The 26,460-nt window shown below is 42.3% G+C and carries 24 protein-coding genes; 13 read left to right on the top strand and 11 right to left on the bottom strand.

The genetic code is table 11. The annotated features are described in order from the left end of the window. Positions 1-21: 21 nt before the first annotated feature. Both CSV67_RS08135 and CSV67_RS08130 read right to left on the bottom strand, forming a co-directional pair. A complete protein-coding gene (locus CSV67_RS08135; RefSeq protein ID WP_158232902.1) occupies positions 22-330 on the bottom strand; it encodes a hypothetical protein in 309 nt (102 codons plus the stop codon). 17 nt (positions 331-347) lie between these two features. After that, positions 348-935, bottom strand: coding sequence for a hypothetical protein (locus CSV67_RS08130; RefSeq protein WP_099631098.1), 588 nt, complete (start codon positions 933-935; stop codon positions 348-350). A 339-nt stretch (positions 936-1,274) separates the two neighbouring features. On the opposite strand from CSV67_RS08130, the gene CSV67_RS08125 reads away from it, so the two are divergent. The 7 genes from CSV67_RS08125 to CSV67_RS08095 all read left to right on the top strand — a co-directional run bounded on the left by CSV67_RS08125 (position 1,275) and on the right by CSV67_RS08095 (position 10,097). Beyond that, on the top strand, positions 1,275-2,576 hold the full coding sequence (locus tag CSV67_RS08125; RefSeq protein WP_099631097.1) for a flagellin: 1,302 nt from the start codon (positions 1,275-1,277) through the stop codon (positions 2,574-2,576). Positions 2,577-2,609: 33 nt separating this feature from the next. After that, positions 2,610-4,676 (top strand): flagellin, encoded by a 2,067-nt coding sequence (locus tag CSV67_RS08120; protein ID WP_099631096.1) that lies wholly within the window; start codon positions 2,610-2,612, stop codon positions 4,674-4,676. A gap of 273 nt (positions 4,677-4,949) precedes the next feature. After that, positions 4,950-5,396 (top strand): hypothetical protein, encoded by a 447-nt coding sequence (locus tag CSV67_RS08115; protein ID WP_099631095.1) that lies wholly within the window; start codon positions 4,950-4,952, stop codon positions 5,394-5,396. Beyond that, positions 5,397-6,221 (top strand): hypothetical protein, encoded by an 825-nt coding sequence (locus CSV67_RS08110; protein ID WP_233192579.1) that lies wholly within the window; start codon positions 5,397-5,399, stop codon positions 6,219-6,221. A gap of 204 nt (positions 6,222-6,425) precedes the next feature. Continuing rightward, a complete protein-coding gene (locus CSV67_RS08105) occupies positions 6,426-7,853 on the top strand; it encodes an ApeA N-terminal domain 1-containing protein (RefSeq protein WP_099631094.1) in 1,428 nt (475 codons plus the stop codon). Positions 7,854-8,661: 808 nt separating this feature from the next. Further along, positions 8,662-9,480: a choline kinase family protein gene (locus CSV67_RS08100; protein ID WP_099631093.1), complete on the top strand. Its 819-nt coding sequence runs from the start codon at positions 8,662-8,664 to the stop codon at positions 9,478-9,480. 197 nt (positions 9,481-9,677) lie between these two features. Further along, the gene (locus tag CSV67_RS08095; protein WP_099631092.1) at positions 9,678-10,097 is read left to right on the top strand and encodes a PaaI family thioesterase; all 420 of its coding nucleotides are present in this window, start codon (positions 9,678-9,680) and stop codon (positions 10,095-10,097) included. Between the two features lie 157 nt (positions 10,098-10,254). Here CSV67_RS08095 and CSV67_RS08090 read toward each other — a convergent pair whose 3' ends face one another. From CSV67_RS08090 to CSV67_RS08070, 5 genes are all read right to left on the bottom strand, one after another. Then, entirely contained in the window at positions 10,255-11,484 is a 1,230-nt protein-coding gene (locus CSV67_RS08090; protein WP_199173156.1) for a dihydrolipoamide acetyltransferase family protein, read from the bottom strand. A gap of 13 nt (positions 11,485-11,497) precedes the next feature. Beyond that, positions 11,498-12,520, bottom strand: coding sequence for an alpha-ketoacid dehydrogenase subunit beta (locus CSV67_RS08085; protein ID WP_099631090.1), 1,023 nt, complete (start codon positions 12,518-12,520; stop codon positions 11,498-11,500). Beyond that, complete coding sequence (gene pdhA, locus CSV67_RS08080) at positions 12,517-13,584, bottom strand: pyruvate dehydrogenase (acetyl-transferring) E1 component subunit alpha (protein WP_099631089.1); 1,068 nt, start codon at positions 13,582-13,584, stop codon at positions 12,517-12,519. Before pdhA ends, CSV67_RS08085 begins: the two co-directional genes overlap by 4 nt. Positions 13,585-13,613: 29 nt before the next feature. Further along, a complete protein-coding gene (locus tag CSV67_RS08075) occupies positions 13,614-14,693 on the bottom strand; it encodes a Glu/Leu/Phe/Val dehydrogenase dimerization domain-containing protein (RefSeq protein ID WP_099631185.1) in 1,080 nt (359 codons plus the stop codon). A 116-nt stretch (positions 14,694-14,809) separates the two neighbouring features. Further along, entirely contained in the window at positions 14,810-16,165 is a 1,356-nt protein-coding gene (locus CSV67_RS08070; RefSeq protein ID WP_099631088.1) for a sodium-dependent transporter, read from the bottom strand. Between the two features lie 282 nt (positions 16,166-16,447). Between CSV67_RS08070 and CSV67_RS08065 the strand changes: the two genes are divergently transcribed. Then, positions 16,448-16,912 (top strand): Lrp/AsnC family transcriptional regulator, encoded by a 465-nt coding sequence (locus tag CSV67_RS08065; RefSeq protein WP_099631087.1) that lies wholly within the window; start codon positions 16,448-16,450, stop codon positions 16,910-16,912. Positions 16,913-17,177: 265 nt separating this feature from the next. Here CSV67_RS08065 and CSV67_RS08060 read toward each other — a convergent pair whose 3' ends face one another. Continuing rightward, the gene (locus CSV67_RS08060) at positions 17,178-17,876 is read right to left on the bottom strand and encodes a YjjG family noncanonical pyrimidine nucleotidase (RefSeq protein ID WP_099631086.1); all 699 of its coding nucleotides are present in this window, start codon (positions 17,874-17,876) and stop codon (positions 17,178-17,180) included. 499 nt (positions 17,877-18,375) lie between these two features. Between CSV67_RS08060 and CSV67_RS08055 the strand changes: the two genes are divergently transcribed. Beyond that, positions 18,376-19,647, top strand: coding sequence for a flagellin N-terminal helical domain-containing protein (locus CSV67_RS08055; RefSeq protein ID WP_099631085.1), 1,272 nt, complete (start codon positions 18,376-18,378; stop codon positions 19,645-19,647). 163 nt (positions 19,648-19,810) lie between these two features. Beyond that, positions 19,811-20,566, top strand: coding sequence for an IclR family transcriptional regulator (locus CSV67_RS08050; protein ID WP_099631084.1), 756 nt, complete (start codon positions 19,811-19,813; stop codon positions 20,564-20,566). Between the two features lie 52 nt (positions 20,567-20,618). Here the strand turns inward: CSV67_RS08050 and CSV67_RS08045 are convergent, their stop codons facing one another. Then, the gene (locus CSV67_RS08045; protein WP_099631083.1) at positions 20,619-21,605 is read right to left on the bottom strand and encodes a 5-oxoprolinase subunit C family protein; all 987 of its coding nucleotides are present in this window, start codon (positions 21,603-21,605) and stop codon (positions 20,619-20,621) included. Continuing rightward, entirely contained in the window at positions 21,596-22,336 is a 741-nt protein-coding gene (gene pxpB / locus CSV67_RS08040; protein ID WP_099631082.1) for a 5-oxoprolinase subunit PxpB, read from the bottom strand. The genes CSV67_RS08045 and pxpB overlap by 10 nt, the downstream gene beginning before the upstream one ends. Positions 22,337-22,614: 278 nt before the next feature. Here pxpB and CSV67_RS08035 point away from each other — a divergent pair, with 278 nt between their 5' ends. The 3 genes from CSV67_RS08035 to CSV67_RS08025 are packed head-to-tail and all read left to right on the top strand — an operon-like array spanning position 22,615 to position 25,425. Next, a complete protein-coding gene (locus tag CSV67_RS08035; RefSeq protein ID WP_099631081.1) occupies positions 22,615-23,391 on the top strand; it encodes a LamB/YcsF family protein in 777 nt (258 codons plus the stop codon). Beyond that, entirely contained in the window at positions 23,388-24,614 is a 1,227-nt protein-coding gene (locus CSV67_RS08030) for an NRAMP family divalent metal transporter (protein WP_099631080.1), read from the top strand. The genes CSV67_RS08035 and CSV67_RS08030 overlap by 4 nt, the downstream gene beginning before the upstream one ends. A gap of 19 nt (positions 24,615-24,633) precedes the next feature. Further along, the gene (locus tag CSV67_RS08025) at positions 24,634-25,425 is read left to right on the top strand and encodes a putative hydro-lyase (protein WP_099631079.1); all 792 of its coding nucleotides are present in this window, start codon (positions 24,634-24,636) and stop codon (positions 25,423-25,425) included. A gap of 263 nt (positions 25,426-25,688) precedes the next feature. On the opposite strand, the gene CSV67_RS08020 is transcribed toward CSV67_RS08025, so the two are convergent. Further along, positions 25,689-26,456 (bottom strand): 3-hydroxybutyrate dehydrogenase, encoded by a 768-nt coding sequence (locus CSV67_RS08020; protein WP_099631078.1) that lies wholly within the window; start codon positions 26,454-26,456, stop codon positions 25,689-25,691. Between the last annotated feature and the right edge of the window lie 4 nt (positions 26,457-26,460).

Raw genomic sequence — 26,460 nt, 5'->3', positions numbered from 1 at the left:
AGATAGAAAAGATTTGCAAACTTAAGCGATAAAACAATAACTCACTAACAAGCTAACAGACAACCCAGTCTGCTGACGAACCCTAGCCAACAAATCACGATGAGACTCTTGAATAACAATTTGATATCCAACTCTCGTCATGTCCTCAACAGACAATAGTTGCTCAAACTCTTTAAATATCGTGTGAAGACAGACTGATTTTTTCTCTTCGCACAAAAGTGAATGAAGCCTAACTAGTTTGTCATTGATTTCAGCAGTCGGCTTCCGTAAGTTGATCGTGGGTGGCAGGTATACAGTTGTTCTCTTGGCGATAGGTTTTAATGGCAGCATGATAGCAGCCTTGCGTTTCATTTCATCGCAGGGCTCAGCCATGGAGAAACCAGTTTGAGAAAGTAGATGATTTGGAACTGATTATAGAGTATGAGTCGGTTTTGTCCATCTACTGAAAAGCGCAGTTTGAACTTCTTGAACAGCAGTTGAATCAGTTGTTCATTTTCCAATGCAGTAAAGCTGTCGGTAGAAAGTATAATTTTGTTCATGGTTCCATTAACTATTTTCACATGACCGTCGTCTTGGTACCACCAGGATAATGCTTCCTCATTTAAATAAGATTTAAGGAAATCGAATGGAATGACTTTTTTTCTTTGTGGATACCAAGTTGCGTATAGATTGGTGATGGTTAGATGCGTTCTCGATTGTACTATATATCTTTCCGAGTATTGTTTAATTAGACGTGTATCGACGACTTTTGAGTAGGTTGGCGGCGAGAGGGGCAGGAATTCTTGCAAGCGTTCATAACAGTACTGTGCCGACCCGAAATCTTCTGTTCGGTGCATGAATTGAAACCTTGGCTTTCTATTTCCTTGTTTTGTCATGCAACCATCTCCGAGTAATTTCCCACAAATCCGAGTATAGAAATTAAACTGTTGATCCATTGCACTACACCGCCTTACGAATATTTGTTCTTGTTATATCTGATTTGCTAAATATAATCATGTGTAAAGTAGATTTTGTAGTTTCGATAACTAGCAACATTATAAACGTGCATATTTGAACTTCTTCTATCTTCAGTAGACCACTACTTTAATTAGCCTCCTAAGAAAATCCTGTTAACAGTAAAAAATCTCCATTTACAACCGATATAATACCTATATCAATCCTATATATCCAAATACATACTAAGAAATAATAAACATATCAAATGCGCGGAGGACTATATATGATGCTCATCAAAAACGGATCGTTTGGTTTACAGCGAAATATGAATCAGGCGAATGAGCGCTTGGAGAAATCGATTGGGGAAGCTGTCGAGCGGGAAGCGGATTACGTCTGCAGCGGTGGATGCTTCGGGTCTTGCAATCAGTGAAAAGTTGCGGGCACTACAGCGTGGATCTCGTCAGGCCTTGCAGAATGTGCAGGATGCGCAGTCGCTAGTACAGACGGCAGATGCAGCGATGCAAGAGCTGACAGATGTGGTGCAGCGGATTCGTGAACTGACGATTCAGGCCATGAACGGAACGAATACGGATGTACAGTCTGATCCCAATTCGGCAGATACACTTATTGTTCAGAATGAGATCGATGAATTGAAGAAGAATTTACGGGATATTGTACATAATACGGAGTTTAATACACATAAATTGCTGACGAATACAGTATCGGGCGAGTATGTTTTTGCAGACCGCTACGTGACGGTGGATCGTTCAGCCCTGACAGTGCCGGCCGGTGGAAATGCGGTATCCGGAAGTAATACTGCAAAAATAGAGCCGAGTTCGTATACAAAACAAGCCAAAGTCGGATCAAATTCGCGCATAGTGGAGGAAGTAACTGCATCTTATCCGCCTGCCAGTGGAAAAGCGACGACTGTGATGGATCAAATGCCCAGGTGGTCAGCGGACGGTGAGACTATTGTGTTTCAATCGACGCGGGATGGACAGCAGTACAGTGTGCCTGCAGACGGCAGTGCCGATCCAAGAATAGATGCTGATACTGTTGCAGCGGATACTCGCAAAGAAGCGGGGGATTATCGGCTGGAAATGTTCAATTCCAGTCTACAGTTGCAGAAACGGTCGGGAAGCGACTGGACCGCAGTGCGATCCTATTCGAATTATAATACAGCAGACGGTCTTCATGGATATAATTTTGCGCCTTCAGCAGATTCAGAGGGGAAATTGTCATTTGCATTTTCCGATTCAGACGGTAACATTTCCAAAGTGGTGATCAATACACAAAATGGTTCGGTCAGTGCCCCGGTTTCCATGATTCCGAACACGGACAAACTGAATCTGCCCCCTGTAAACAACACGGTCTCTCTTGGCGGCACACCAGATCTTTACCGGATGAATGAAGTAGATGCTTCGCTTGTCTTGCATAAAGTGACAGATAGCGGTCCGCAGCAGCTGACATACTGGGATGGAACAGGTACAAGACCGGAGAATGGTTATTATACGGTTAACGGCAGCCAGATTACTTTACATGAACATGCAAAGATCGGATTTGATCCGAATAGTGAAGACGATGCGCAGGATTACTATACATTCCAATTCATAAGAGGAAGCGGTGCGGCATTTCATTAGGAGACGATACCTTCGCAGGCGCAGTTGTATAATGTGAACAGCGAACCAGGACCGATGTCTTTGAGAATTCAAATAGACGGGAAGGGCACGGTTGCGAGGGAGCATTATTTAGCGGAGCGGCCAGCTGATCCGGAAAACACGACGGGTGTATACATAGACAAAGTAAAGGGAAAAGCGGAGTTTTACGGTGATTTACGTCCCGCCTATAATGAATCGGTCAGTATTACATATGTTCCTGATAGTGACGGCGACCGCAGTGTTCAAACGTACGTCTTGCCGGCTGAAATTGATACATACAATCTGAATACTGCCGATCCATCGCTGCCAAAGTCATTGGAACTTTATGTAGGTGGACGGAAGCTTGCTTATGACGTATCGATGACAGACGGCTACACGTATGACTCTGCAACCCGCCGTATTAGCATTTATGGCAACAGCCGGCCGGATGTATCAGCCAGTGAGAGCGTTCTCTATGAGTATATTACGGACCACAGCAGCAGCAGTACCAGCAAAGATGTATATGGAATTCCGCTTGGATCAACGAAGCCGGACGTGTTTAATCTCGGAGATGCCAACGCACCGAATTCCATACGTGTGTTCCGTGGAGAAAAGGAAATAACATACTCCGCCACTAACGGCTTTCAGTATAATGCGATTACAAATACGATTGAGCTGTTCGGCAACAGCCGTCCGAATGTTGGAGACGAATACTTTGTCCGTATGGTAACTGTGCTCGAAGATCCAGTGAAACACGATGAAAAACTGGAAATCCCACTGAACGCCAAACCCGAACTATATAATCCTGACAGTCCAGGTTTTCCTTCGACGTTGAACGTCACGATCGCTGGTAGAACAATAGCCTACGATGAGACAAAACAGGACGGCTTCTACTATAACAAACAGACGAATGCGGTAGAAATATACGGTGACAGCCGCCCGGACGCGAATGATTCATCACTGCTACTGCCGAGGATTTCCGTGACGTTCGTGACCGAGTCAGGCCCAGTCAACCTATACAATAATTCTTATGATATTCCACTCGGTGCGGGTGCTTCTTCTTATGGAGTGGAGGGAGACGGCAATGTAAAAGGGTTGAAAGTATTCAAAGGTATTCAGGAAATACCATATGACGCAGAGAATGGCTATACCATCAATTCCGAAACAAACCTTGTATCACTTCACGGTAGCTATCGCCCTACGGCAGATGACACAGCGGGATCCTTCCGTGTCTATTCGGTGCCAGAATCTTCATTGAGCGCTGCAGTACCGGAGGGATCATCAGTTCACAGGGTTTCGATAGGGGGCATCGAAATTCCACCGGCTGTTGACGAAAATGGTCACGGCTATCTGTTTGAAAACGGAGTAGTTAGTCTCGTAGGCGACGCACGGCCGGATGCAGTGTTCGGCAAAGTTAAATACGAAATGGAAGTACTCTATACCGAACCACTCAGTATGGAACTGCTCGTAAATCCGTTACTCACAGACGACACAGCGTACTGCGATCATGAAACAGGCAGCGCGCTACCGGATGCTGAAGTCGTGCCAGACTCTCAGGAAATCCGCCTGAACGGACAAGCACTTACACCCGATCAATACGAAATCAGCGGTAGTAGAATTACCCTGACCAACAGCGAGGTCACACTGACGGCCGGCAGAAACACAATTAGCGCTGACTATCAGATCAGACAGGGAATCCACTACGCTGACAATTCCTACACCTTCCAGACTGGTGGCAACGCAGGCAATCATCAAGTACTCAATATCGCGTCATTCGATAACATGCTTGTCGACATAAGTGCCGTTTGTGTGCGCACAGCAGAGCATGCAGCAAAAGGACTTGAGATCACCGACCGTTCTATGAATTTCATACTGGGCGAACTGGGGAATATCGGAGCTGCAGAAAACAGCCTGAAACATATCGCTTCAAATTTACGGGTTGGAGAAGAAAGCATGACGGCAGCGCTGAGCAGGATTGAAGACGTGGATATCGCGAAGGAATTGATGAATAGTACGAAGTTACAGATGTTGACGCAGGTGGGGCAGACGCTAGCTGGGCATGATAAGCAGCGTAGAGAAGGGGTTTTGGGGTTGTTGAAGTAAACCGCCTTGCACACTTAGTGGTTGGTACCAGGTCCACACACAACTCTAGTTTAATTCAGAATTGTTTCAGACTTGTGTGAAGACCTGGTACCTTCCTTGATATTCGGGTAGAATCGGGAAATTATCAAATAATGGTGTAAAGGAAAGTGGTACCTGAAACAAATTAATACCTATTCCGATAGTAATATACTTGTACATCATAAGATGCACTAACCTGAATCTTGTATTATAATAAGCTAAATGGAAATATGATGTAAATTATGGGGTGTGAAAATGAGCAAGAACTTTGTTATTTCTAAGCAGAGCGATATTGAAGGTTTTAGCTCTTTTAAGTGTTCGTTATGTGGCGAAGATTTTAAATTGCACACGCAAGAAGTTCAAGCTGATGACGTAATTGAGTTGTTTTGTTCGAACTGCGGGATTCCAAGTCCTGTTTTGTCATACTATACTGCTGATATTATAGAACATGCGGAGACACTTGTTATGAACGAAGCAACGGAAATGTTAAATGATTTATTTAAAGATTTTGAACGAAGTACTAGGAAAAACAAAAACCTCACTTTCAAGAGAGGAAAACCTTTAGCAATTAAACAACCTAGGGTATTGTTTGAAATTGATGACTTAGAGCAAATCGAGTTTTTATGTTGTCATAGAACGGCAAAACTCTCACTATTGTCCAAGACAATAACACCATTTTGTCCTTATTGCGGGGTGAATTAATTGGAAAAAATCATCGATGTAAAGGAATTTAAAGTACTGTCTAGGCAATTCAGGAGAATTGCTGGCGATTTACTAAATGCTCAAGATACATATGAAGCAATGAGATTAGCGAAAAGGTTTATTAAGTATATAAATTATGAGCCAATCCTTTTTGACTTCATAAAAAAAAACAATGCGGTAAACTTTGACATAAAGGAGATCATTCAGTCTCGGAGATTTAATGAAAAGTTCAACATCCCTTTAGAAGTGAATGAAGAAATAGCGTTTATCTATCAGCTATTAAAGTACATTACAGAGAACTTTGATAGATATGACACAGTTTCAAGGTCATATGCGTCATACAAAGGAGCAAAGATTGCCGATAGTATTCGTGAATTTAACAGAGAAGTAGTAAAACTACTAGTCAATCACATTACAGATTATTTAGAAGAGAAGGCGATTGAATTGGGAATTGACGAAAAACCAAATGCTAGAGTTTTGATACAAGGCAACGTAGGACAACTAAATTTTTCAGAAACAGGTAACATTCAAGCTAATCAACAAAATAACAGCCAAAATAGCAATGAAGAACTTTTATCACTTGCAAAGGAACTCATTGCCATTTTAAAAGATACAAAAATTGAAAATGCTGCTGATAAAGAGGATGCTATTGATTTCGTGGAAGAAGCAACAAATTTAATTGAATCTGGAAATCAACCAAAACCATCTGTAATCCGAAGAGCAAGAGAGTCATTAAGCAAAATTAGACCAGTTGTAGAGGATGCTTCCTATTTGGCCACTCAAATCGACAAAGTTGTTCAAGCATTCAGTAACATGCCTTTTTAATAACGAACAAGTCTCCGCTATAAGTTTAATAAAAGAAGATGCCAGTTCCCGACACAACTTATAAACAGTTCTGAATTGAGCTGTATTTGTGTGAGAATCTGGTACCTTAAATATAATTATTACAGCAATCGTAAAAGTATGGTGCGCAGGTACTCAATTCTAAAAATGATATGGTATCAATTATTTAGATAGGAGTGGGGTAAAATGGTGAAAACGAAAGCAATGAAGAAGAATATGTTTGATAGTTTCGAAATTAAAGGATACTGGTGGACAGCTACTAACAAAGAAAAAGTTTCGGGGATATTATTTTTCACTCCAAATAACATAAGGTTAGAACTTATCGGCAGTTTTGGAAAGATTGATTTCTTAGAAAATATTTTAGGGTTCTCCGATGTAGGTGAGCAATTCACATTAATGGATTGCTACTTAACAAACTTTGAAATTAGTAGTCCAGGTTTTAATACAGTAACGTATAGTATTCAATCATTTTTGGTGGGAGGGATTTTTGATAACTTAAAAGAAATTAAATTCCACTCTATGGCCATGTATCCAACTTATTTCTCAACGTGGAAATCAAATTATCTTTATAAAACAAATTTTGACAGTGAAGGTACTTCAGGTCACCTTTCAAGTATTGAATTTAATAAGAAACACTTATTTACTACTTATGTTGATTGTATCGAGACTTCGATTGAAGAAACATATTCTGAAGACCTAGCAGGAAATTTTCACGAAGATTTACATTGGGTGCATAAAGGAGGATTCAAGCTTATCCCAGACGAAAGTAAAAACTTGGAATGGTATAAAGGGAATATGAATAGTACATGTAATTTGTATACCTTGTTTATTGGATTACCCATACAGATTAATAACTTATTTTTCTATAGTGTAGAAGAGAGGCAAATTGAAGATGCTACTTATAGGGATAAGATTTCTTACTTTTTTATACAAGATAGATCGAGTAAATTAAAAAAGTTTCATTATATGGATTCAACAATAAAATATCAAGATATAGAAGCTGATTTTAATAATATTTTTAACGCTTGGTTTGAAAAACAAGAGAATCTAAAGACTATAATAGATCTTCATATGAGTGATTTTTATATTGATGCGTACCTTGAGACGAGATTTTTAAATGCAATTCAAATTCTTGAAATTTATCACCGAAAAAAGTTTGATGGAAAGCTTATGGATGAGAGTCAGTTCCACTCTTACAAGGAGAAACTTCTGAAAGAAGCAGAGGGGAATTTTTCAGAGGTATTTTATAAAAAGTTGGAAGGTATGCTTGCTCACGGGAATGAGTATTCATTGAATAAGAGACTTAGAGAACTATTAGGAAGTTTGGAAACAGACACACAGAAAGTCCTAATAGGAAATAGTAAAAAGAGAGGGAAATTTGTTCAACAGTTAGTAGATACGCGTAATTATCTTACACATTATGATCTAGGTACAAAAACCAATATTCTTGAAAGCGATGATCAAAAATATTGTTCAATCTATTTATTAAAAGCTTTAGCTACTCTTATAATCTTTAAAGAAATTAATATAGGAGAAAAACTAATTGTTGAAAGCATCCTAAAGAGTAAGCAATTTTCCTACACTATATCGGAGGCTAAAGAATTACTCTTTTAATGCAAAATCACTACTAAGTTACCCGCAGGTAACCACTATACGACGATAATACACTATGTTGAAAAGAATCTAAAAAAAGGTGAGCGAATAACAAAATAATGAGTGAGGGGAATCTGTTTGAAGTTTAACTGGTTCGAAAAGTGATGAAATACTGGTGCATTGACTCTTAAAAGTATTTTTTATGACCCAATCACTCTTCGAAGTCTATAAAAAACCCCTACTCAACTACATTAGAATTAACCCACCCAATGTGAGTCAAGGACCTGCCCAATAGTCACAAGTAGTCTGCCTAAAGTCGACAGATGGACATGACGATTTTGAGCAAGTGCACTTGCCCAAACCCGCCAGGCCAATAACTACAGAACTTAAAGAATCTTTAAATATAAAGAGTAAAACATTGTCGAGAAGAATCTCGATGTTGCACATTTCATTATAAATTACTTGAATGACAAAACAGAAAAGCAATACAAAATCCAGTCACATACAATCAATCTCCAAAAGAATTATCAAATACCTGTATCCTTTTTAGAAAAATACTCTATATGACAAGTGAGTGGTAATAAGCAAAGAGAATCAACACAGGACGCTGTGAACCGAAATGACAATGTATATCGGCTCTGCATATTTGAAAATTTTACTCATCTAAAACACAAAAAAGAAGCGATGAAAAAACAAGCACTAAATTAAAAATCGGCCTATTCTGATAGTTACTTGATTGTACAGTTGGTCCTGATATAATTAATTTTAATTCAGAAATATATTAGGAGAACAATAAGTACGATAGTACAGAAAACCGAGGTGCAAAAAAGTGTTTTTAATCGAAGAACTTACATACATCAAAAGACTAGGCGGTCTTACCAATCTGAACTTCCTCGTTGCGCACAAAGGACAAAAATACGTTTTACGTTTTCCAGCGCATGAGTTTGAAGATATTATTAACCGCCAAAATGAAAAATCAAACCAGCAAATTGCGGCTGAAATTGGGGTGACGGTCGGTAATGTGGTGTTTACCGATGACGGTATTAAAATGACTCCGTATTATGATGCGACGGCTGACTTGACGCGAGATTTGATTGTGACACCGGAGTATTTGGAGAAAGTGGCGGGTGTGTTGGCTACGCTTCATTCGTCGAATAGGGAATTTAAGAATCGTTTTAATTATTGGGACGAGGTAGAGAAGTATAAACATTCGTTAACGGAAATTCCTTCGCTGTACGTGTTGTTGGAGGAGCGTTTGCGGAAGTTGACGCAAGGGGAGCGGCAAGAGTATGCGCCGTGTCATATGGATTCGGTGACGGGTAATTTTATTCAGAATGATGCCAAGCAAGTGCTGTTGATTGACTGGGAGTACAGTGCAAATTATTTGCCAGAATGGGATTTGGCGGCGTTTATTTTGGAACGGGAGTTAAGTGAGCAGCAAGAGCAAGTGTTACTCGATTATTACGGTTTGCCAGCTTCCTCGAAAGAGTCGCTTGATCTGCAAAAGTTAAAGACTGACTTTCTTTGGTCGTTATGGTCGCTCGTTAAAGAGAACGAAGACCCTTCGTTTGAACAGTATACAGCGATGCGCACGGAGCGTCTGATCGAGGGGGTAGAGCGGTATTATCGGGAGTATGGGGATCAGTAACGGCATACTTACTAAAGTCTAGACTTGCGATATATAGCTGACCGAAGTGTGTTGCATCCTTGCTTAAGATCGTCCTAGATGACTGAGCTAATAGCGGGTTATGTATCGCGGTAGTTGTTTGGAAGCCTATTATCCTCAGGTTGCATTTCCCCCTGGTGTATCAGATAGTAAAACAAAGTAATGGAGTGGATGAGCGGATGGCAGAGCTGAAAACAGTAGATTTGATGAAAGTAGTAAAGGGGGAAGCAACGCCTCCCAATTGTGATTTGACATTGCAGCTAGACGTACTGTCAGCAGAGGATGGACTGGCCCGTGGCATTTGGACAGTGGATAAGAAGTTCATGAATGGAAACGGCGTGTCGATGGGTGGTTTTCTAACATCTGCGGCAGATATTATGATGGCTTATGCGGTTGCTTCCAAAATAGCCGAAGATCAGACGTTTGCTTCTGTAGATATTCATACGACGTTTCACCGGCCCGTGTTGACAGGAACGGTGGAAGTGGAAGCGCGTGTAGAACGGCTCGGACGCAAGATGGTGTATGTAGTGGCTAGTCTTTTTCAAAACGATAAGAAAGTTGGAGACGTCGTTTCCTCTGTCATGATCTTGGCTAAGTAAGGTGAACTAGTGTTGACGATTCCAAAAAATCTTTTCCGGTAAAAACGGGAAAGATTTTTATTTTTGAAATAATTGAAATTAGACATGAAAAAACCCGGTTAACGTGAACCGGGGTACAGTGATTCGTTACTACTTGGATGATTTCACCAACCACCCATTATATCAACTCCAGCCAAAGCTTTTTAGGATTTTCAATCAATTCTGCAAAGCGGTTTGTAAAGGCTACTGCCGTAGCGCCATCCGCGACTCGGTGGTCAAATGACATGGAGATATTCATCATCGATCGGATGACAATTTCATCATCATCCGTGACCACTGCGCATTTCTTCGTTTTATGGAATGCGATAATCGCTGTTTCAGGATGGTTAATAATTGGTGTCGCTCCCGTACTTCCGAGTGGTCCGACGTTCGTGATGGTCATGGTGCCACCGCGCATTTCGTTACCTGACAATGTACCGAGCCGTGCTTTTTCATTCAGTTCTTTCATTTCAGTGTTGACTTCTAGCAATGTTTTCTTGTGAGCATTTTTCAAAACGGGCACAATCAGTCCGAGTGTTGAATCGACAGCAAGTCCGATATGATATTCTTTTTCGAGAATGATGACTCCATTTTCTTCATCCAGCTTCGCGTTGAAAACAGGGAAGTCTTTCAATGCTACGACCAATGCCTTGATGAAAAATGCCACTGCGGAAATAGAGGCACCTTCAGCTTTTAGTTCCTCGCGCAGCGCAAGGAGGTTCGTCATATCGATTTCCTCGAAATGTGTAACATGCGGAATCGTCGTCAGTGATTGTGTCATTTTCTTAGCGATTTGCTTGCGAATGCCTGTGAAAGGTATCGACTCCGCTACTGCTGGTGTTGCTATAGCAGCAGGAGTGGATTGCAAAGTATCTGTTGCTGCAGTTTCCAACACAGCGGAAATTTGGTTGTTTCCTTCTTCCATGAAGCGGTACACGTCCTCTTCTAAAATACGACCTGCAGGACCCGTTCCGCTGACCCGTGTAATGTCCACGCCATTTTCTCTGGCGATTTTCCGTGTGTACGGAGCTGCCATGATCCGGTGAGGGCCTTTAAAGGTTGTGACATCGATTTTCTTTGTTTCAGCGGGGGCAGTCTTAGCGGCAGTGGCTTCCTCGGCCCGTCCGGAACCGTTTTCTACTTCAATCAGTAAGATCGTCGTGCCTACACCAACCGTCGAGGCAGTATCGATTAATAGTTCTTTTACAATTCCCGTTGCGGGAGACGGTAATTCCGCCACCATTTTATCTGTTTGTACTTCCACAAGGGCTTGATCCGCCACAACGGAGTCACCGGGTTTCACAAGATAGTGAAGAATCTCGGCTTCCGTCATTCCTTCTCCTATATCATGCAGTTTTACTTCTAACAATGGGGAAACCTCCTTAGAATGTATAGACTTTTTCAATTGCTTCATCTATACGTTTGGTAGTGGGTAGATAATCATCTTCCAGTGCGAAGAAAGGAACCGGGACATCAAATCCCGTTACTTTTTCAATCGGTGCTTTCATATACAGGAATGAATTTTTATTAATAATAGATAGAATATCGTTTCCGACGCCTGTCGTTTCATGTGCTTCATGTACGACGACTACGCGGCCAGTTTTTTGTACAGATTCTGCGATGATGTCTTTATCGAGAGGGAATAGCGTGCGCATATCAATTACGTCACATTGAATCCCTCTAGCTTTTGCTTTATCAGCCGCTTTCTTCGCGACAGGCACCATAGCGCCCCAAGTGATGACGGTTACATCATCACCTTCCGCAACTTTCTTCCCTTTGCCGATTTCGATTTCATACATCCCTTCCGGAACATCTTCACGGAAAGCGCGATATAAGCGCATCGGCTCCATGAACAATACCGGATCTGGATCTTTAATCGCTGCCATGAGCAAACCTTTAGCGTCGGCAGGAGATGAAGGACAGACGACTTTAATGCCTGGCATATGTGTAAAGAGGGATTCCGGACTGTCTGAGTGAATTTCCGGTGCGCGCACTCCCGCTCCGTACGGCGCACGAATGACCATGGGCACCGTATATTTGCTCATCGTCCGCATTCTAACTCGGGTCACATGCGTGGCAATTTGTTCGTATGCAGGATAAATGAAACCGAGAAATTGTATTTCCACGATCGGAATCATTCCGTTCACTGCTAGCCCAACCGAGGCGCCGACAATGCCGGCTTCACTTAACGGTGTGTCAATGACACGATTTTCACCGAATTTTTCTTGAAGGCCTTCGGTTGCGCGGAATACGCCACCGTTTTTCCCGATGTCTTCTCCGAGCAGCATGACGCGGTCGTCTTCAGCGAGCATCGTACCGAGTGCGTCTGTTACCGCCTGTACAAGCGTTAATGACCGTGTCGTTTTAGTGGTTTCACCTGCTGATTTTTCAGTAACTGGATTCATACTTGCTCACTCCTTACTGATTGTAGATACTGTTCTTTCTGCTCCCGTAGTGGCCATGGCATTTCTTCAAATACATGGTCGAATAAATCTTCTACATTCGCTTTCGGGAAGTTTTCCATATCCACGACTGCATTTTCAATTTCCTCGTGAATCTGTGTAGTAATTTCTTGCACCCATTTTTCGTCCCAGTATTTTTGTTCTTTCATGAAACGTTCTAAGCGCAGCAGGGGATCCAATTGATCGCGTGTGGATTCGACTTCGTTTTGATCGCGGTATTTCGTCGGATCGTCCGCTGTGGTATGGGCACCGAAACGCTGGGTAACGGCTTCAATTAAAGTCGGCCCACCACCGTTTCTCGCTCTTTCGAATGCTTTTTTCGTTTCAAAATATACGGCGAAAATATCATTTCCATCAATGCGGATCCCAGGCATGCCATACGCGACACTTTTCTGCGCGATTGTTTTGGAGTTCATTTGCTTCTCAATTGACGTCGAGATAGCATAGCCGTTGTTCTGGTTAAAGAACACGACAGGTAACTTGAAGACACTGGCGAAGTTCATGCCCTCGTGAAAGTCTCCTTCAGATGTCGCCCCGTCACCAAAATAGGCGATAGAAACATGTTTATTGCCTTTACGTTTATCTGCCCATGCTGCACCTGCCGCATGGGGGAGCTGTGTGGCAATGGGAACGGCTGGAGGGAAGATATTGCGGCCAGGATGCACATTACCTTCCGTGCGCCCGTTCCAGTAGAGCAACACGTTCGGCATATTCGCGCCGAACGTCAACAAGGCGCCGTGATCACGATAGGTAGGAAACACCCAGTCATCTATTTCCAAGGAAAGTGCGCTTCCTACTTGTGCCGCCTCCTGTCCTTCGAATAGAGCATACGTTCCAAGTCTGCCTTGACGCTGTAGGCTCTTCGCTTTGCGGTCAAACGTTCTGATCCGCAGCATATTATAGTAAAATGTATGAACTAATTCGGTTGAGATGTCTCCTTTAATGGAATCATCCAAGAATTTCCCTTCTTCATTCACATATTGAGTAATTGGATATAGTTCTTCCATGAATCTTTCACCTCATCCAGCTATTTTTATTACTGATGAAAATTCCATTTCGGTCTGTTGGATTGCGTGAAGAAGCTGTTGCGGTTCTTCGCATCTTCAATACGCTTTTCACACATACGGTCTGCGGCAGTGGCGGTTGTAATATGATCTTGTTCTGCCTGATTGAATACTTCAAGTAATGAGTTATAGATATTTTGTGTTTTGGCGAGTACACGTGCAGGGTTCGTTCCGTACAGTTCATCCGCCACTTGGATCAGACCACCACCATTGACGATATAGTCCGGTGCGTACAGAATACCTATTTCACGGAGCAGTTCGCCATGGCGGCTTTCCGCAAGCTGATTGTTCGCGGAACCCGAGATTCCGCGGACTTTCAATACGCTCAGCGTGTCGTCATTGATCACGCCACCAAATGCACAAGGAACGAAAATATCTGCTTGTTGGCTGTAAATCTCGTCGCTTGATACAGTCTTGACGGCGCTTCCACCGAGCTTTTGAATATCTGCAATGGCCTGTTCATTAATATCTGTGACGATCACGTTTCCGCCTTCATTGATAATATGTTCAGCTACTTTATAACCTACTTTTCCAAGACCTTGGATACTGTACGTTCTGCTTTCTACTTTGTCGTCACCAAACAACGTCTGGTTTGTCGCTTTGATACCATAGAAGACGCCGAGTGCAGTAGGGATGGACGAGTCTCCGCCACCACCGTATTCAACGGGCTTGCCGACGATGTAGTTTGTTTCTTTCATTGCGTGCACGAAGTCCTCAAGCGTTGTGCCCATGTCTGTCCCTGTATAGAAGCGTCCGTTCAATGATTCGATGAATTGACCGAAAGCACGGAATTTCTCAGGCGTTTTATCTTTTAACGGATCACCGATGATGACAGATTTACCGCCGCCGAAGTCTACATCAGCTGCCGCGCATTTATATGTCATTCCTTTAGATAGGCGAAGAACATCCTGTAATGCGAGATCCATCGTTTTATACGGCGCCATGCGGCATCCGCCAAGTGCAGGCCCCATCGTCGTATCGTGGACGGCTATGATAGCTTGAAGACCAGTTGCTTTATCATGACAAAATAGAATTTGTTCGTGCTCGACCATTTTATCCAATACACTTGCCTTGTCGTCTTGTAAAGTTTGTTCTAATGTCACCAAAATAATTTCCTCCTCTAATTTTATTGCTGTAAACTAGTAAAAAGTATCAGCAATCGATCTAGTTATTTCAAGAAGTCTAGTAGTCCGAGCACATCTGCAAAGACAATCAAAATAGCTACCGGTGCGAGGTAACGGATCAATAAAAACCAGCCAGAAAAGATTTTTTTGCTTATGTTGGAGCCTGCTTTCAATTCATCATAGAGCCGCTCTTTCGGAATTTTTAATGGAATGAATATAGCGATCAACAACGCACCGAGCGGCATGAGAATATTACTTACTAAATAATCGAAAGCGTCGAACAGAATCATACCGAAAATCGTAAAGTCTGATAGTAAACCATACGATAATGCGGATGGAATGCCGACAATAAAAATGGCCGCCCCAATCATCCACGCGTACTTTTTCCGCTTCTTGTCATCCCCTTTGGAAGTGGCTGACACAATGATTTCTAGCATAGAAAATGCGGAAGTCAGCGCAGCAAATAGGAACAGAATCAGGAATGCTAGGAAGAACAATGTGCCAAACGGAAGTTGCCCGAAAATGGTAGGCATGACGTTAAAGAGTAATGTGGGACCAGCGTCTGGTTCAAGACCGAATGCAAAGACTGCTGGGAAAATAACTAATCCGGCTAGAATGGCTACGAGCAAGTTCATCAATACGATGGAAATAGCAGACTGCGGCAAACTTTCCTTTTTAGATAAATACGAACTATATGTCACCATTACAGAAACACCGATACTGAGTGCGAAGAATGATTGCCCCATCGCAAACAAGATGGTTTCAGAAGTAATATTACCGAAGTTCGGTTTTAGGAAAAAGCTGACGCCTGCCATCGCCCCGTCGAGAGTGAATGAACGTATAGTCAAGATGATAAACAGTACGAACAGTGCGGGCATCATGTATTTACTGGCCTTTTCTATACCGCTTGTCACGCCTTTGGCTATGACGAATGTTGTCATCACCATGAACAGAAGCTGCGCACCTACACTTGCGTAGGGACTGGATACGATATTGCCAAATAAATCTCCATAGTCAGTCTGCGTTAGACCACTTAGACTGCCAGTTGCAGCTTTCCAGATGTAGATGAGCACCCAGCCGCCCACCACGCTGTAAAAAGATAGAAGGATGAAACACGTAACAATTCCTAGTCTTCCAATCAAGTGCCAAGATGTACCCGGTGCGACGGTTTTATAGGAATCAATTGCATCTTTTTGCGTGCTCCGTCCAATAATGAATTCACCCATTAGGAGCGGAAGTCCGATCAGAAAAGTGAAAAGTAAAAAGATCAATAAAAAAGCTCCACCACCACTAGTGCCTGCTACATAAGGGAATTTCCATATTGCGCCTAAACCGATAGCTGAGCCTGCCGCTGCTAAAATAAATCCTAATTTAGAAGACCACTGATTATTAGTATGCATGCGTCACGTTCCTTTAGTTTTATGATTTTTGCTGTCATTTGATGAATATCGAGTCTTTGAAATCGCTTACATTCGTGAGTAAAAAAATTTTATTTATACTTATGTTTTTGGGATACATGTGGTCCATTCTGTACCTCCTTCTTCTGTTAGATTCCCTTTGACTTAATAATAGAGTAGGATATACTTTAATTACATATCAGAAAAAAGTGAATTTCACAAAAAAGACACAATTTTGAATGACTTTGATGCAATTGTCCTTCATTTTGGAAAGAGGTGTGATTTTTGAACAGTACAGACATTAAATTATTGGCACTATTGCAGGAAAACAGTCGTGTAACCATCAGCGACCTATCCAAACAATTATCTCTTAGCCGCCCAAGTGTTTCGGAGCGTATCGCGCGTCTGCAGGAAAAAGGTATTATAGAAGATTTCACTGCGCGACTCTCATTGCAAGCACTCGGACTGGACACATTACTCTTCATCCAGGTGAGTGAGTTGAAAAAGAAGCCCTCTGATTTTGAGGAACAAATAAAAGGAGAAACTTCGATCCTTGAATGTCACCGTGTGACCGGAACGACAAATTATATCTTAAAAGCTGCTACGTCTAGCATGGCCAAAATGAGCGAGTTGATCGATCGGCTCATCCCATTCGGTTCGTTAACGACTTCTATTGTCTTGTCGTCGCCTATTCCATATAAGATTATTGTGCCGGAAGCAGACGTGGTGAAAGAAAACTGTTTACAGTAACGGTTACGGATTGAGTGGGGGTGGATTACTTCCATATAATGCAATATGTAAGTTGAGTATGTATGCGCTTTCAAATCGATGTTTGGTGCTATAAACACTAACCGGAAAAACATAGTGGAGATAAGAATACATTTCATCATGCCAAGCCCTTGTCTTTCAACGATCGCAAGGCATCAAAGATACTTTAATAGCAATACTCCGTTCAATACATGAATAAACCCTCCAACGAAAGGTGTTGGAGGGTTTAGCTGTGATTAGCTATAGATCAGTTGTTTAGTACTGTCTTACGTCCCAAGCTGAATTCTGCCCATGAATGAATTTCATACGTCGGCTGAATTTCCGTGTTGTTTTCGCGTCGGTCTGGATTGAACCAGCACGTGTCAATACCTGCGTTGATTCCACCTTGTATATCGGAAGTCAACGAATCACCAATCATCAGTACACGTGAAGGATCTGTGATGCCTAGTTTCAGAAAAGTATATTCAAAAATCTCAGGCTGCGGCTTCTTGTATCCTGTTTCTTCAGAAGCGATGATGGCTTCGAATGTATCGCGTAAAGGAGAGCCGGCTATGCGAGCGTGTTGAGCGATGGTGAAACCGTTTGTTAGGATAGCCAATCGGTAATCAGATAGCTCTGAAATCATCTCTTCTACTCCGTCAATCAAATGTGATTCGAAGCCTAGGTTTTCGATGTATAGATCTCCGAAATGGGAAGCGTCTAGTTGTAGTTCGTGCTGTGTGAATAAACGACGGAAACGTTCAACTTTTAATTCTTCCAGTGTGATGCGTCCTTGCTCAAGATCGTCCCAGATGACGGAGCTGATCGCGCGGTATGTGTCACGGTACGCTTCCAAGCCTTTTGGTAGTCCGAATGTGTTAAATGTATTGCCGAGTGCATGCTTTTCTGTTTCGGCAAAGTCGAATAAAGTATCGTCTAGATCGAATAATAGTACATCGTATGGCATATAGAAGGACTCCTTTATAGAAACAATAAGTACTAGTATACCATGAGGAAATTGAAGACAGGTGTATAGGTTATTAATAATAACTGAATATAATTACTTACTAATGTATTGGTTGGAAATAATGGAACGGTGTTAGAAGACTATGGACTCTGACGGACAATATATGTGTTATTGATTTATGCATACGAGCCATTTCTATCCACAGGAATCTATGTTTAAATTTGCCACGGTAAGTAAATTATATAACCTAAACTCTTTTTTATTTACTTTCATTTTTTCTGGTGTTCTGTGGGTAATTTACTATCATTCTTTACAGTAGATCTCGATGAAAACACATAAATAAAAATGTTATTTTCTTCATGATGTATGATACTATTAGATTATTAAGTGAAGAGTGTCGATTTGACTATTTGCTTATTAAATATAATATTAAACATTTTAACTTAGGCATATATAGTTTGTAATTAATTTTAAAAATCTTATAGTGGAGCTGAATCTTTTGATTATAAATCATAATTTATCTGCAATTAATACATATAGAAATCAACAGCAAAACAATATAGGAGTAGCAAATTCAATTAACAAATTATCTTCAGGATTGAGAATAAATCAAGCAAGGGATGATTCGGCAGGGCTCGCTATATCAGAAAAGATGAGGGGACAAATTAGAGGATTAGAGAAAGCGGAACGAAATATTGCAGATGGTATCTCTCTAGTACAGACAGCTGAAGCTGCTTTAGGTGAAATTTCAAATCCTAATTTGATCCGATTAAGAGAATTAGCTGTCCAGGCTGCAAACGATACTTTAACACAAACTGACCGTGTTCTTATCCAACAAGAAGTAGAACAGATTAAAAACGGCATTAATACAATTGCAAATAATACTACATTCAACAAAATTCAATTATTAAATGTTCCTGACGAAATTGAAACCGACGTAATTGAAGGTGCTCCGAGCTTAGACAAGATAGTTACGGTCAAAGCCCAACAAAGAGTAAATGCAGGATATATTATAGTTCCAGATCCTCCTAATCCATCCTTTTTCGATATTACAGCCTTCTTCGGGACAATATCGGGTGCAGTCTGGCCCGATTTAAATATAATAAGTCCAAATGGTGAGAAATTCGGCTATCTTGAACAATACGTTAGTAGTAGTGGGGTGGCAGAAGATACAACCAATACATCCTCTACGAGTGCAAAATATACTGGTTATTCATCGACAGACGAAAATATGATTTTCGATAATCCTATAAGTGGTAAATGGACAATTGAAATTAGACATGATGGCGGTTCTACAAATTCAACATTTGAATTGAAGTCCAACTATTTAATTCATGGGGGAGAATCGAGTTCTATAACTGAAATAATAACTAAATATCCTGATCTTAAATTGCAAGTCGGGCCTAACGCAGGACAAAATTTTAAAGTAGATTTGTCTGATGTGCGAACTGAAGCTTTAAAGATTGATGGAATAAATTTAACTATCCAAAGTTCTTCTAATCAAGCAATAGCAATAATCGATTCGGCCATTGAGTTAGTGTTGGCGGAAAGATCAAAGTTTGGTACATACCAAAATGCTCTACAACATATAGGGAAAAATGTCTCAAATTATAAAGAAAACTTAACCGCTTCTGAATCAAGAATCAGAGACTTAGACATGGCAAGTGAAATAACCGAGTTATCTAACAAACAAATCATATTACAAGCATCACAGGCAATGATGTCACAAGCAAATCAAGTTACACAAAGCATCTTACAATTATTAAAGTAAATCATCATAAGGTTTAACATATTAATTTTTCAAAAGTGTAAGTTACTATCGTTAGAAAAGACACCATCTAGGCAACATTTCACTTCAATGCTATAATCAACCATACAAGTTTTCATCCTAAACCTACTAATCGACCTAGATAATTCATCAGAAAGGAGCCAACATGAGCACAAACAACAAAACAGTCGTCAGATCCTTGGACAGACTCAATCTTTTTGTCGATCACCCAGCGCTCACATTCCAAGAAATCATCGACCTATCGGGAATCCCAAAATCCTCCGTCTATCGCATGTTGTCGTCACTCGAGGAAATGAAGTTCCTTGAGAAAGGCGCGGATTCACAGTATCGTCTCGGTCTGTTGTTTTTGAAATACGGCAGTCTCGTTTCGAAACGGTTGGATATACGGAAGATTGCGTATCCGATTATGGAAGAGCTTCACAATGATGTGAAGGAAGCGATTAATTTGATTGTCCGCCAAGGGGATCAGGCGATTTATGTGGAGAAGATTGATACCTATCAGAAAGTTCGTTTGTATACGGCGATCGGTAGGAGTAGTCCGCTCTATGCAGGCGCCTGTTCGAGAATTATTTTATCCAACCTGTCTGATCGTTACATCGCTGAGTATTTGGATAAAACCGAATTACGGCAGTTTGGTAACGGTACGTTCACGGATCGGGAGTCGTTACTTGCGTCTATTCAGGAAACGCGACAAAATGGCTATACGCTTAGTCATTCAGAGCTTGAGAATTTCACTTCTGCTGTGGCGGCGCCGATCTTTGATTTTAGCGGTGATGTCATTGCGGGGATCAGTATAGCGGGTATCGAAGCGAATTATCAGGAAGAGAATTTAGAGATTTTAATTCCAAAAGTAAAAGAAGCTGCCTTGGAAATTTCCAGGCAGCTTGGATATACAGGATGAATGAAACCTTGCATTTTAGTAGAGTGATACTGAAATGCAGGTTTTTGCTTTATTACTGAAGTTTCTGCTGTATGCCGATTTTGATTTGATGAATCAGTTCTTCTTTCGCGATAAGCTCACGCTCTGCCTCTGCATGGGTGATGAGCTTGAAATAGAGTTTCGCGTTAGGTTTCACTTGCGATAAACTACCTAAGTCGGCGGTAATGACTTGTCCGATTTTCGGATAGCCCCCAGCAGTTTGTCTGTCCGCCATTAAAATAATCGGCTTGCCGTTAGGGGGTATTTGAATCGTACCGAACGTCACGCCTTCTGATAGGAGTTCGAGTTTTTCGGTTAACGAAAGCGCCTGTCCTTCGAGTCGTAAGCCCATTCGATTAGATTGCGGCGTGACGACATACGGCTCGCGTACCAGTCGTTGTTTACTGGCATCATCAAAATGCTGATATTCAGTGCCTTCAATAATACGAATAGTTTGCGTGGAAGCCACACTAATGAACGAATGATAAGGTACAGCCCAGTCAGGTGTGCCCAGTCGGTTAATCAATGTAAAGACTTTGTCGTTTGTTTCCGTCAACTGACCGAATGAAAGGTGATCGTTTTGCTGCAGTGCTCTTCCTTTAAATCCGCCAATTCCCGCCACTAGATACGTACTTTTACTTCCCATCACAACCGGTATGTCAATTCCTCCGGCAATTGCTAAATACGCTCGGCAACCTTCAATCGCAAAGCCAAATTTCAGTATGGAGCCTTTTTTGACAATAAGAGGCCGCCAATTCGCAACCGGTATCCCGTCAATCGTCGTTTGAAGATCTCCACCCGTAATGGCGATCAATGTATCTTCTTCAAACTGTAGTATCGTTCCAAATAACGTGATTTCGAAAACGCCTTCTCGTTCCTCATTGCCCACAAGGAGATTCGCGACTCGCATCGAATAACTATCCATGGCACCGCTTACAAGTACACCGAATTTTTGCGAACCGGTCCGACCGATATCTTGTATAGTAGTCAAAAGCCCGGCATTCAATACGTTTACTGACATGTCGTCACCTTCTTTTGCTCATCATACTCTTCTTGTGTTATCGGATAAAATGTAATTCTATCTCCCGACTGCAATAAAGAAGGGGGGGACATATCCGGTACGAATAGTTCGGTTGGTGTACGTCCGATAATTTGCCAGCCGCCCGGCGTTTCAAGTGGATAGACACCTGTTTGTTTGCCTGCAATTCCAACAGAGCCAGGAGGAATCGATGTCCGTGGTGTTAATTTTCGCGGTGTCGCAATTCGTTCATCGAGACCACCTAGAAACGGAAAACCGGGTGCGAAGCCGATCATGTACACGAGATATTCTGGTGTCGTATGAATCTCAATGACTTCTTCAATCGACATAGTATGCGTTTCCGCTACGATTTGTAGATCGGGACCGAATTCACCGCCATACAGAACGGGAATCTCTACTAACCTTCCTTCTGTAACGGGAAGATCAGACATTTGGATAGCTAGTTTATTCATATAATCAATGACTTTTTCCAATGGTGTGCCGTCTATTTGAAATCCTTGTGTTGATTGATACACCAAATATGGAGAGTAATATACCGCCAAGCTATTATAAGCCGGAACCGACTCGATGAATCCGTCAAATGGATATTCATCCAAAAGGAAAGACAGGTTTTTTACTTGCTGGTGGACAGAAGGATGGATGCCTTCGCCTAATTTTATCATAATGGCAGAATCGCCAAGTGCTTTAATATCAAGAGATTTCTGCTCACTCATCGTAACATCTCCTTCAAATTCCGAAATTCGAAACCGTTATTCTGAAAAACGAATCGTAGTTCTATTATAGATTTCTAAAGAGAAAATACAAGCGTATTATTCAGTTTATAAAAATACTCACCATATTTCGACAATGGTCTATTCAACAAAAGATTTTTGTGATAGACTAAGTTTCAAGTTCAAAACCTAAGTTTCGAATTTCGGAACTAGGCGATATGCAAACGCTTACTTCTTGTTGGCGGATTCGTTTATGGTGAAAACTAAAGGAGGTCATATACATGGCAAAAGTAGATTTGAATAGTGATTTAGGGGAAAGTTTTGGCCGCTATACATTAGGAGAACAAAAAGAAATTTTGAAATATGTCACGTCTGCAAATATAGCGTGCGGATTCCACGCGGGAGATCCTTCTGTGATGCGGGAGACGGTACAGCTTGCGATCGATAATGGAGTACGAATCGGTGCGCATCCTGGGTTACCGGATTTAGTTGGATTCGGGCGACGAGATATGAACATTACTCCTCAAGAGGCGTATGACATGGTCGTCTATCAAATTGGGGCATTGCAAGCGTTTTTAGCTGTACATCAAGAACCGATGCAGCATGTCAAGCCGCATGGCGCACTTTATCAGATGGCGTCAAGAGATCAAGGCATTGCCGAAGCGATCGCAAAAGCCGTCTATGATGTATCGCCGGACCTTGTACTGTTTGCGCTTGCGGATAGTGAATTGTCGAGAGCTGGGGAAGCGATTGGACTTGTGACGGCGCATGAAGTATTTGCTGATCGTACGTATCAATCAAACGGCATGCTCACTTCGCGTTCGCAAGACGATGCGATGATTACCGATCAGGAAAAGTCTGCTGAGCAAGTCATCAGGATGGTGAAAGAAGGAAAAGTACGTTCGCAGCAACAGACCGATGTCGCGCTACGAGCAGATACCATTTGCATTCATGGAGATGGTGAGCACGCAGTCGAGTTCGCGAAATACATTACAGACCGGTTAAGCGGTGAAGGGATCATTATTAGCGCTATTACTGACAGGGAGGATTCCTTATGAAAAATGAGAAGTTAGGACTTACTCATGAGCAGGAACAGAAAAAGGTAACGCGTGGCGTCTTACTTGGCGCCGCCTTCCTGATGGCGACTTCGTCTGTCGGACCCGGTTTTTTAACACAGACTACTGTATTTACAGAGCAGCTTGCGGCAAGTTTCGGTTTCGTTATTTTAATTTCATTAATTTTAGATGTCTTTGCTCAAATGAATATTTGGAGAGTTATCGCGGTGTCCGGCTTACGTGGACAAGAAATTGCCAATAAAGTGCTACCAGGTCTAGGTTTCGTCCTCGCTTTCCTCATTGTTGCAGGAGGTCTTGCGTTCAATATTGGAAACGTGGCGGGTGCAGGTTTAGGGCTTAACGCGATGGTTGGCATTGATCCTATTATGGGCGCGGTCATCAGTGCGGTCTTTGCGATTTTGATTTTCGTGGTAAAAGAAGCGGGTAAGGTGATGGACAAAGTCGTTGCTGTTGCGGGTGTGATCATGATCATTTTGGTCGTATTCGTCGCGTTTAAGACATCTCCACCAGTCGGAGAAGCCATCGTTCGAACGTTTAATCCGTCTGAAATTAGTTTCTTTGCGATCGTCACGTTGGTTGGAGGGACAGTTGGGGGCTACATTACGTTTGCAGGTGGACACCGTTTGCTAGATGCGGGAATTAAAGGAATTGATTCTGTTCCGTTAGTCACGAGAAGTTCCATTACAGGTATTGCAGTCACTGGAATCATTCGAGTGGCATTATTCTTAGCAGTACTCGGCATCGTTGCACAAGGATTGCAGATTGATCCAGACAATCCACCAGCTTCTGTGTTCCAGCTTGGAGCAGGAGAACTTGGGTTACGATTGTTCGGTGTCATCATGTGGGTAGCAGCTATCACGTCTGTTGTGGGGGCAGCGTATACTTCGGTTTCGTTCATCCGATCCTTCCACCCACTCATTGAAAAGTATCACAACTGGATCATTATTTTATTCATTGTCATTTCAACTGCGACGTTCGCATTTGTTGGAAAGCCCGTCACGATTCTATTGTTGGTTGGGGCATTGAATGCACTGATTCTGCCGTTAGCACTTGGTACGTTGCTCGTTGCGGCGTATAAGAAAGATATTGTCGGTGAATACAAGCATCCACTTTGGCTCACGATTGGCGGAGCGGTTGTTGTTGGCATAATGGGCGTGTTAAGTGTTATGACGTTGATTGAACAGATTCCACTACTCTTTGACTGATGCATAGGAGGTTTGATTGATGGAAACGTATCGTTCCATGAATGCGCAAGAAGTTCGGAAGTTGATTCGAGAGCAAAAAATTACAGGGCAGACGTCTGGAATGGCCACAGGCTTTACGCAAGCGAATTTGGTCATATTAAAACAAGAGCATGCGCTTGATTTCCTGCTGTTTTGCCAACGCAATCCTAAGTCTTGTCCACTGCTAGACGTCACAGAACCTGGTTCGTATCGTCCGGCTAAGATTGCGGAAGATGCAGACATTCGCAGTGATCTACCGAGTTACCGCATCTATAGAGACGGTGTGTTGACCGAAGAAGTGAACGATATTACAGAGTACTGGGAAGACGATATGGTCGGCTTTTTAATCGGCTGTAGTTTCACGTTTGAAGCACCGTTACTTGCGGGCGGAATTCCTATACGGCATATCGAAGAAAACCGCAATGTCCCGATGTATAAGACGTCTATTGCATGCACTAAGTCGGGCATTTTTGAAGGGCCGACCGTAGTCAGCATGCGACCAATGAACGCGCAAGACGCGATTCGTGCGATTCAAATTACGACTCGTTTCCCAGACGTTCACGGGGCACCGATTCATCTTGGTGATCCGAGTTTGATTGGAATAGACGATATTTCTGCGCCGGACTTTGGAGATGCGGTGACGATCAATGAAGGCGAGATCCCCGTATTCTGGGCATGCGGCGTCACTCCGCAAGCCGTAGCTATGCATAGTAAGCCGGCTATTATGATCACGCATTCTCCAGGTTGTATGTTTATTAGTGATATGAAGGATTCAGAGCTTAGTGTTTTGTAAGGAAACAAGTTCTCAACTCGACTAGTTGTCGGTTGAGAACTTTTTTGATTGTGGATAATTGTGGAATGGCGCGATTTGATTAGTGAATAGCGCGGTTCGCAAGGGTTAATGCGCGGTGTTCGGTGTTAATAGCGCGGTTCCGAAGAGTCAATGCGCGGTGTTCGGTGTTAATAGCGCGGTTGGGCTACACTTTAGCGCGGTCATGCAGATGAATAGCGCGGTTCTACAAGCTAACCTCCACTTATCCGCAAATGAATTAAACCTTACTGCACGGTATATCCACCGTCGAGCACAACGGCCTGGCCGGTAATCCCTTTCGCACTATCCATTGAAAGATACAATGCGAGATCGGCTATTTCTTCCACACCCAGTAGACGTTTTTGTGGAACTAGGGGATAAATAATCTCTTCCAGTACCGATTCGAGTGGCACACCTCGAACTTCTGCTAAGTCTTCAAACTGATTGCGGACGAGTGGTGTATCGACGTAGCCAGGGCAAATCGCATTAACAGTAATGCCGTCAGCCGCCGTTTCAAGAGCGGCTACTTTCGTCAACCCAATGACGCCGTGTTTGGAAGAGTTGTAGGCCGCTTTGCCTGCGAATCCTACGAGTCCGTTAATAGATGCCATATTTAAGATTCGACCGAATTTCTGTTGCTTCATATGTGGCAATACAAGCTTTGTCGCAATGAAAGGCGCAGTAAGCATCACTTGCACGAGTAATTCAAACCTTGCAGTAGGGAAGTCTTCGAGCTTTGCGACGTGCTGCAAGCCTGCGTTGTTAATCAAAATGTCGATTCTGCCAAAGCGCGCAATCGCTTCATCGATTGCATGCTGAATATCTTCTTCTTTCGTTACGTCGCACGCTAAGCCCATTGCGCTGCCACCCAATACGCCAGCCGCTTCCTTTACTTTTTCTTCATTCAAATCGGTCAACACGACAATAGCGCCAGCTTCTGCGAATGCTTTCGATATTTCGAATCCTATTCCTTGAGCTGCTCCTGTGATGAGCAATACTTTATCTTGTACCATATGG

The sequence above is a fragment of the Sporosarcina sp. P2 genome, from assembly GCF_002743255.1.
Classification (GTDB): Bacteria; Bacillota; Bacilli; order Bacillales_A; family Planococcaceae; genus Sporosarcina.
Note: the sequence above shows the minus strand (reverse complement) of the source record. Positions and strands in the feature narration are given on the sequence as shown.

Excerpts from the sequence above, each read along its gene's own strand:
- CSV67_RS08135 (WP_158232902.1), bottom strand. The coding sequence starts at position 330 with ATGCTGCCATTAAAACCTATCGCCAAGAGAACAACTGTATACCTGCCA.
- CSV67_RS08045 (WP_099631083.1), bottom strand. The coding sequence starts at position 21,605 with ATGTCAGTAAACGTATTGAATGCCGGGCTTTTGACTACTATACAAGAT.
- CSV67_RS08060 (WP_099631086.1), bottom strand. The coding sequence starts at position 17,876 with ATGCCATACGATGTACTATTATTCGATCTAGACGATACTTTATTCGAC.
- CSV67_RS08095 (WP_099631092.1), top strand. The coding sequence starts at position 9,678 with ATGGCAGAGCTGAAAACAGTAGATTTGATGAAAGTAGTAAAGGGGGAA.
- pxpB (WP_099631082.1), bottom strand. The coding sequence starts at position 22,336 with ATGAGTGAGCAGAAATCTCTTGATATTAAAGCACTTGGCGATTCTGCC.
- CSV67_RS08035 (WP_099631081.1), top strand. The coding sequence starts at position 22,615 with ATGGCAAAAGTAGATTTGAATAGTGATTTAGGGGAAAGTTTTGGCCGC.
- CSV67_RS08020 (WP_099631078.1), bottom strand. The coding sequence starts at position 26,456 with ATGGTACAAGATAAAGTATTGCTCATCACAGGAGCAGCTCAAGGAATA.
- CSV67_RS08025 (WP_099631079.1), top strand. The coding sequence starts at position 24,634 with ATGGAAACGTATCGTTCCATGAATGCGCAAGAAGTTCGGAAGTTGATT.
- CSV67_RS08125 (WP_099631097.1), top strand. The coding sequence starts at position 1,275 with ATGAGCGCTTGGAGAAATCGATTGGGGAAGCTGTCGAGCGGGAAGCGG.
- CSV67_RS08070 (WP_099631088.1), bottom strand. The coding sequence starts at position 16,165 with ATGCATACTAATAATCAGTGGTCTTCTAAATTAGGATTTATTTTAGCA.
- CSV67_RS08075 (WP_099631185.1), bottom strand. The coding sequence starts at position 14,693 with ATGGTCGAGCACGAACAAATTCTATTTTGTCATGATAAAGCAACTGGT.
- CSV67_RS08085 (WP_099631090.1), bottom strand. The coding sequence starts at position 12,520 with ATGAATCCAGTTACTGAAAAATCAGCAGGTGAAACCACTAAAACGACA.
- CSV67_RS08050 (WP_099631084.1), top strand. The coding sequence starts at position 19,811 with ATGAGCACAAACAACAAAACAGTCGTCAGATCCTTGGACAGACTCAAT.
- CSV67_RS08105 (WP_099631094.1), top strand. The coding sequence starts at position 6,426 with ATGGTGAAAACGAAAGCAATGAAGAAGAATATGTTTGATAGTTTCGAA.
- CSV67_RS08030 (WP_099631080.1), top strand. The coding sequence starts at position 23,388 with ATGAAAAATGAGAAGTTAGGACTTACTCATGAGCAGGAACAGAAAAAG.
- CSV67_RS08115 (WP_099631095.1), top strand. The coding sequence starts at position 4,950 with ATGAGCAAGAACTTTGTTATTTCTAAGCAGAGCGATATTGAAGGTTTT.
- CSV67_RS08130 (WP_099631098.1), bottom strand. The coding sequence starts at position 935 with ATGGATCAACAGTTTAATTTCTATACTCGGATTTGTGGGAAATTACTC.
- pdhA (WP_099631089.1), bottom strand. The coding sequence starts at position 13,584 with ATGGAAGAACTATATCCAATTACTCAATATGTGAATGAAGAAGGGAAA.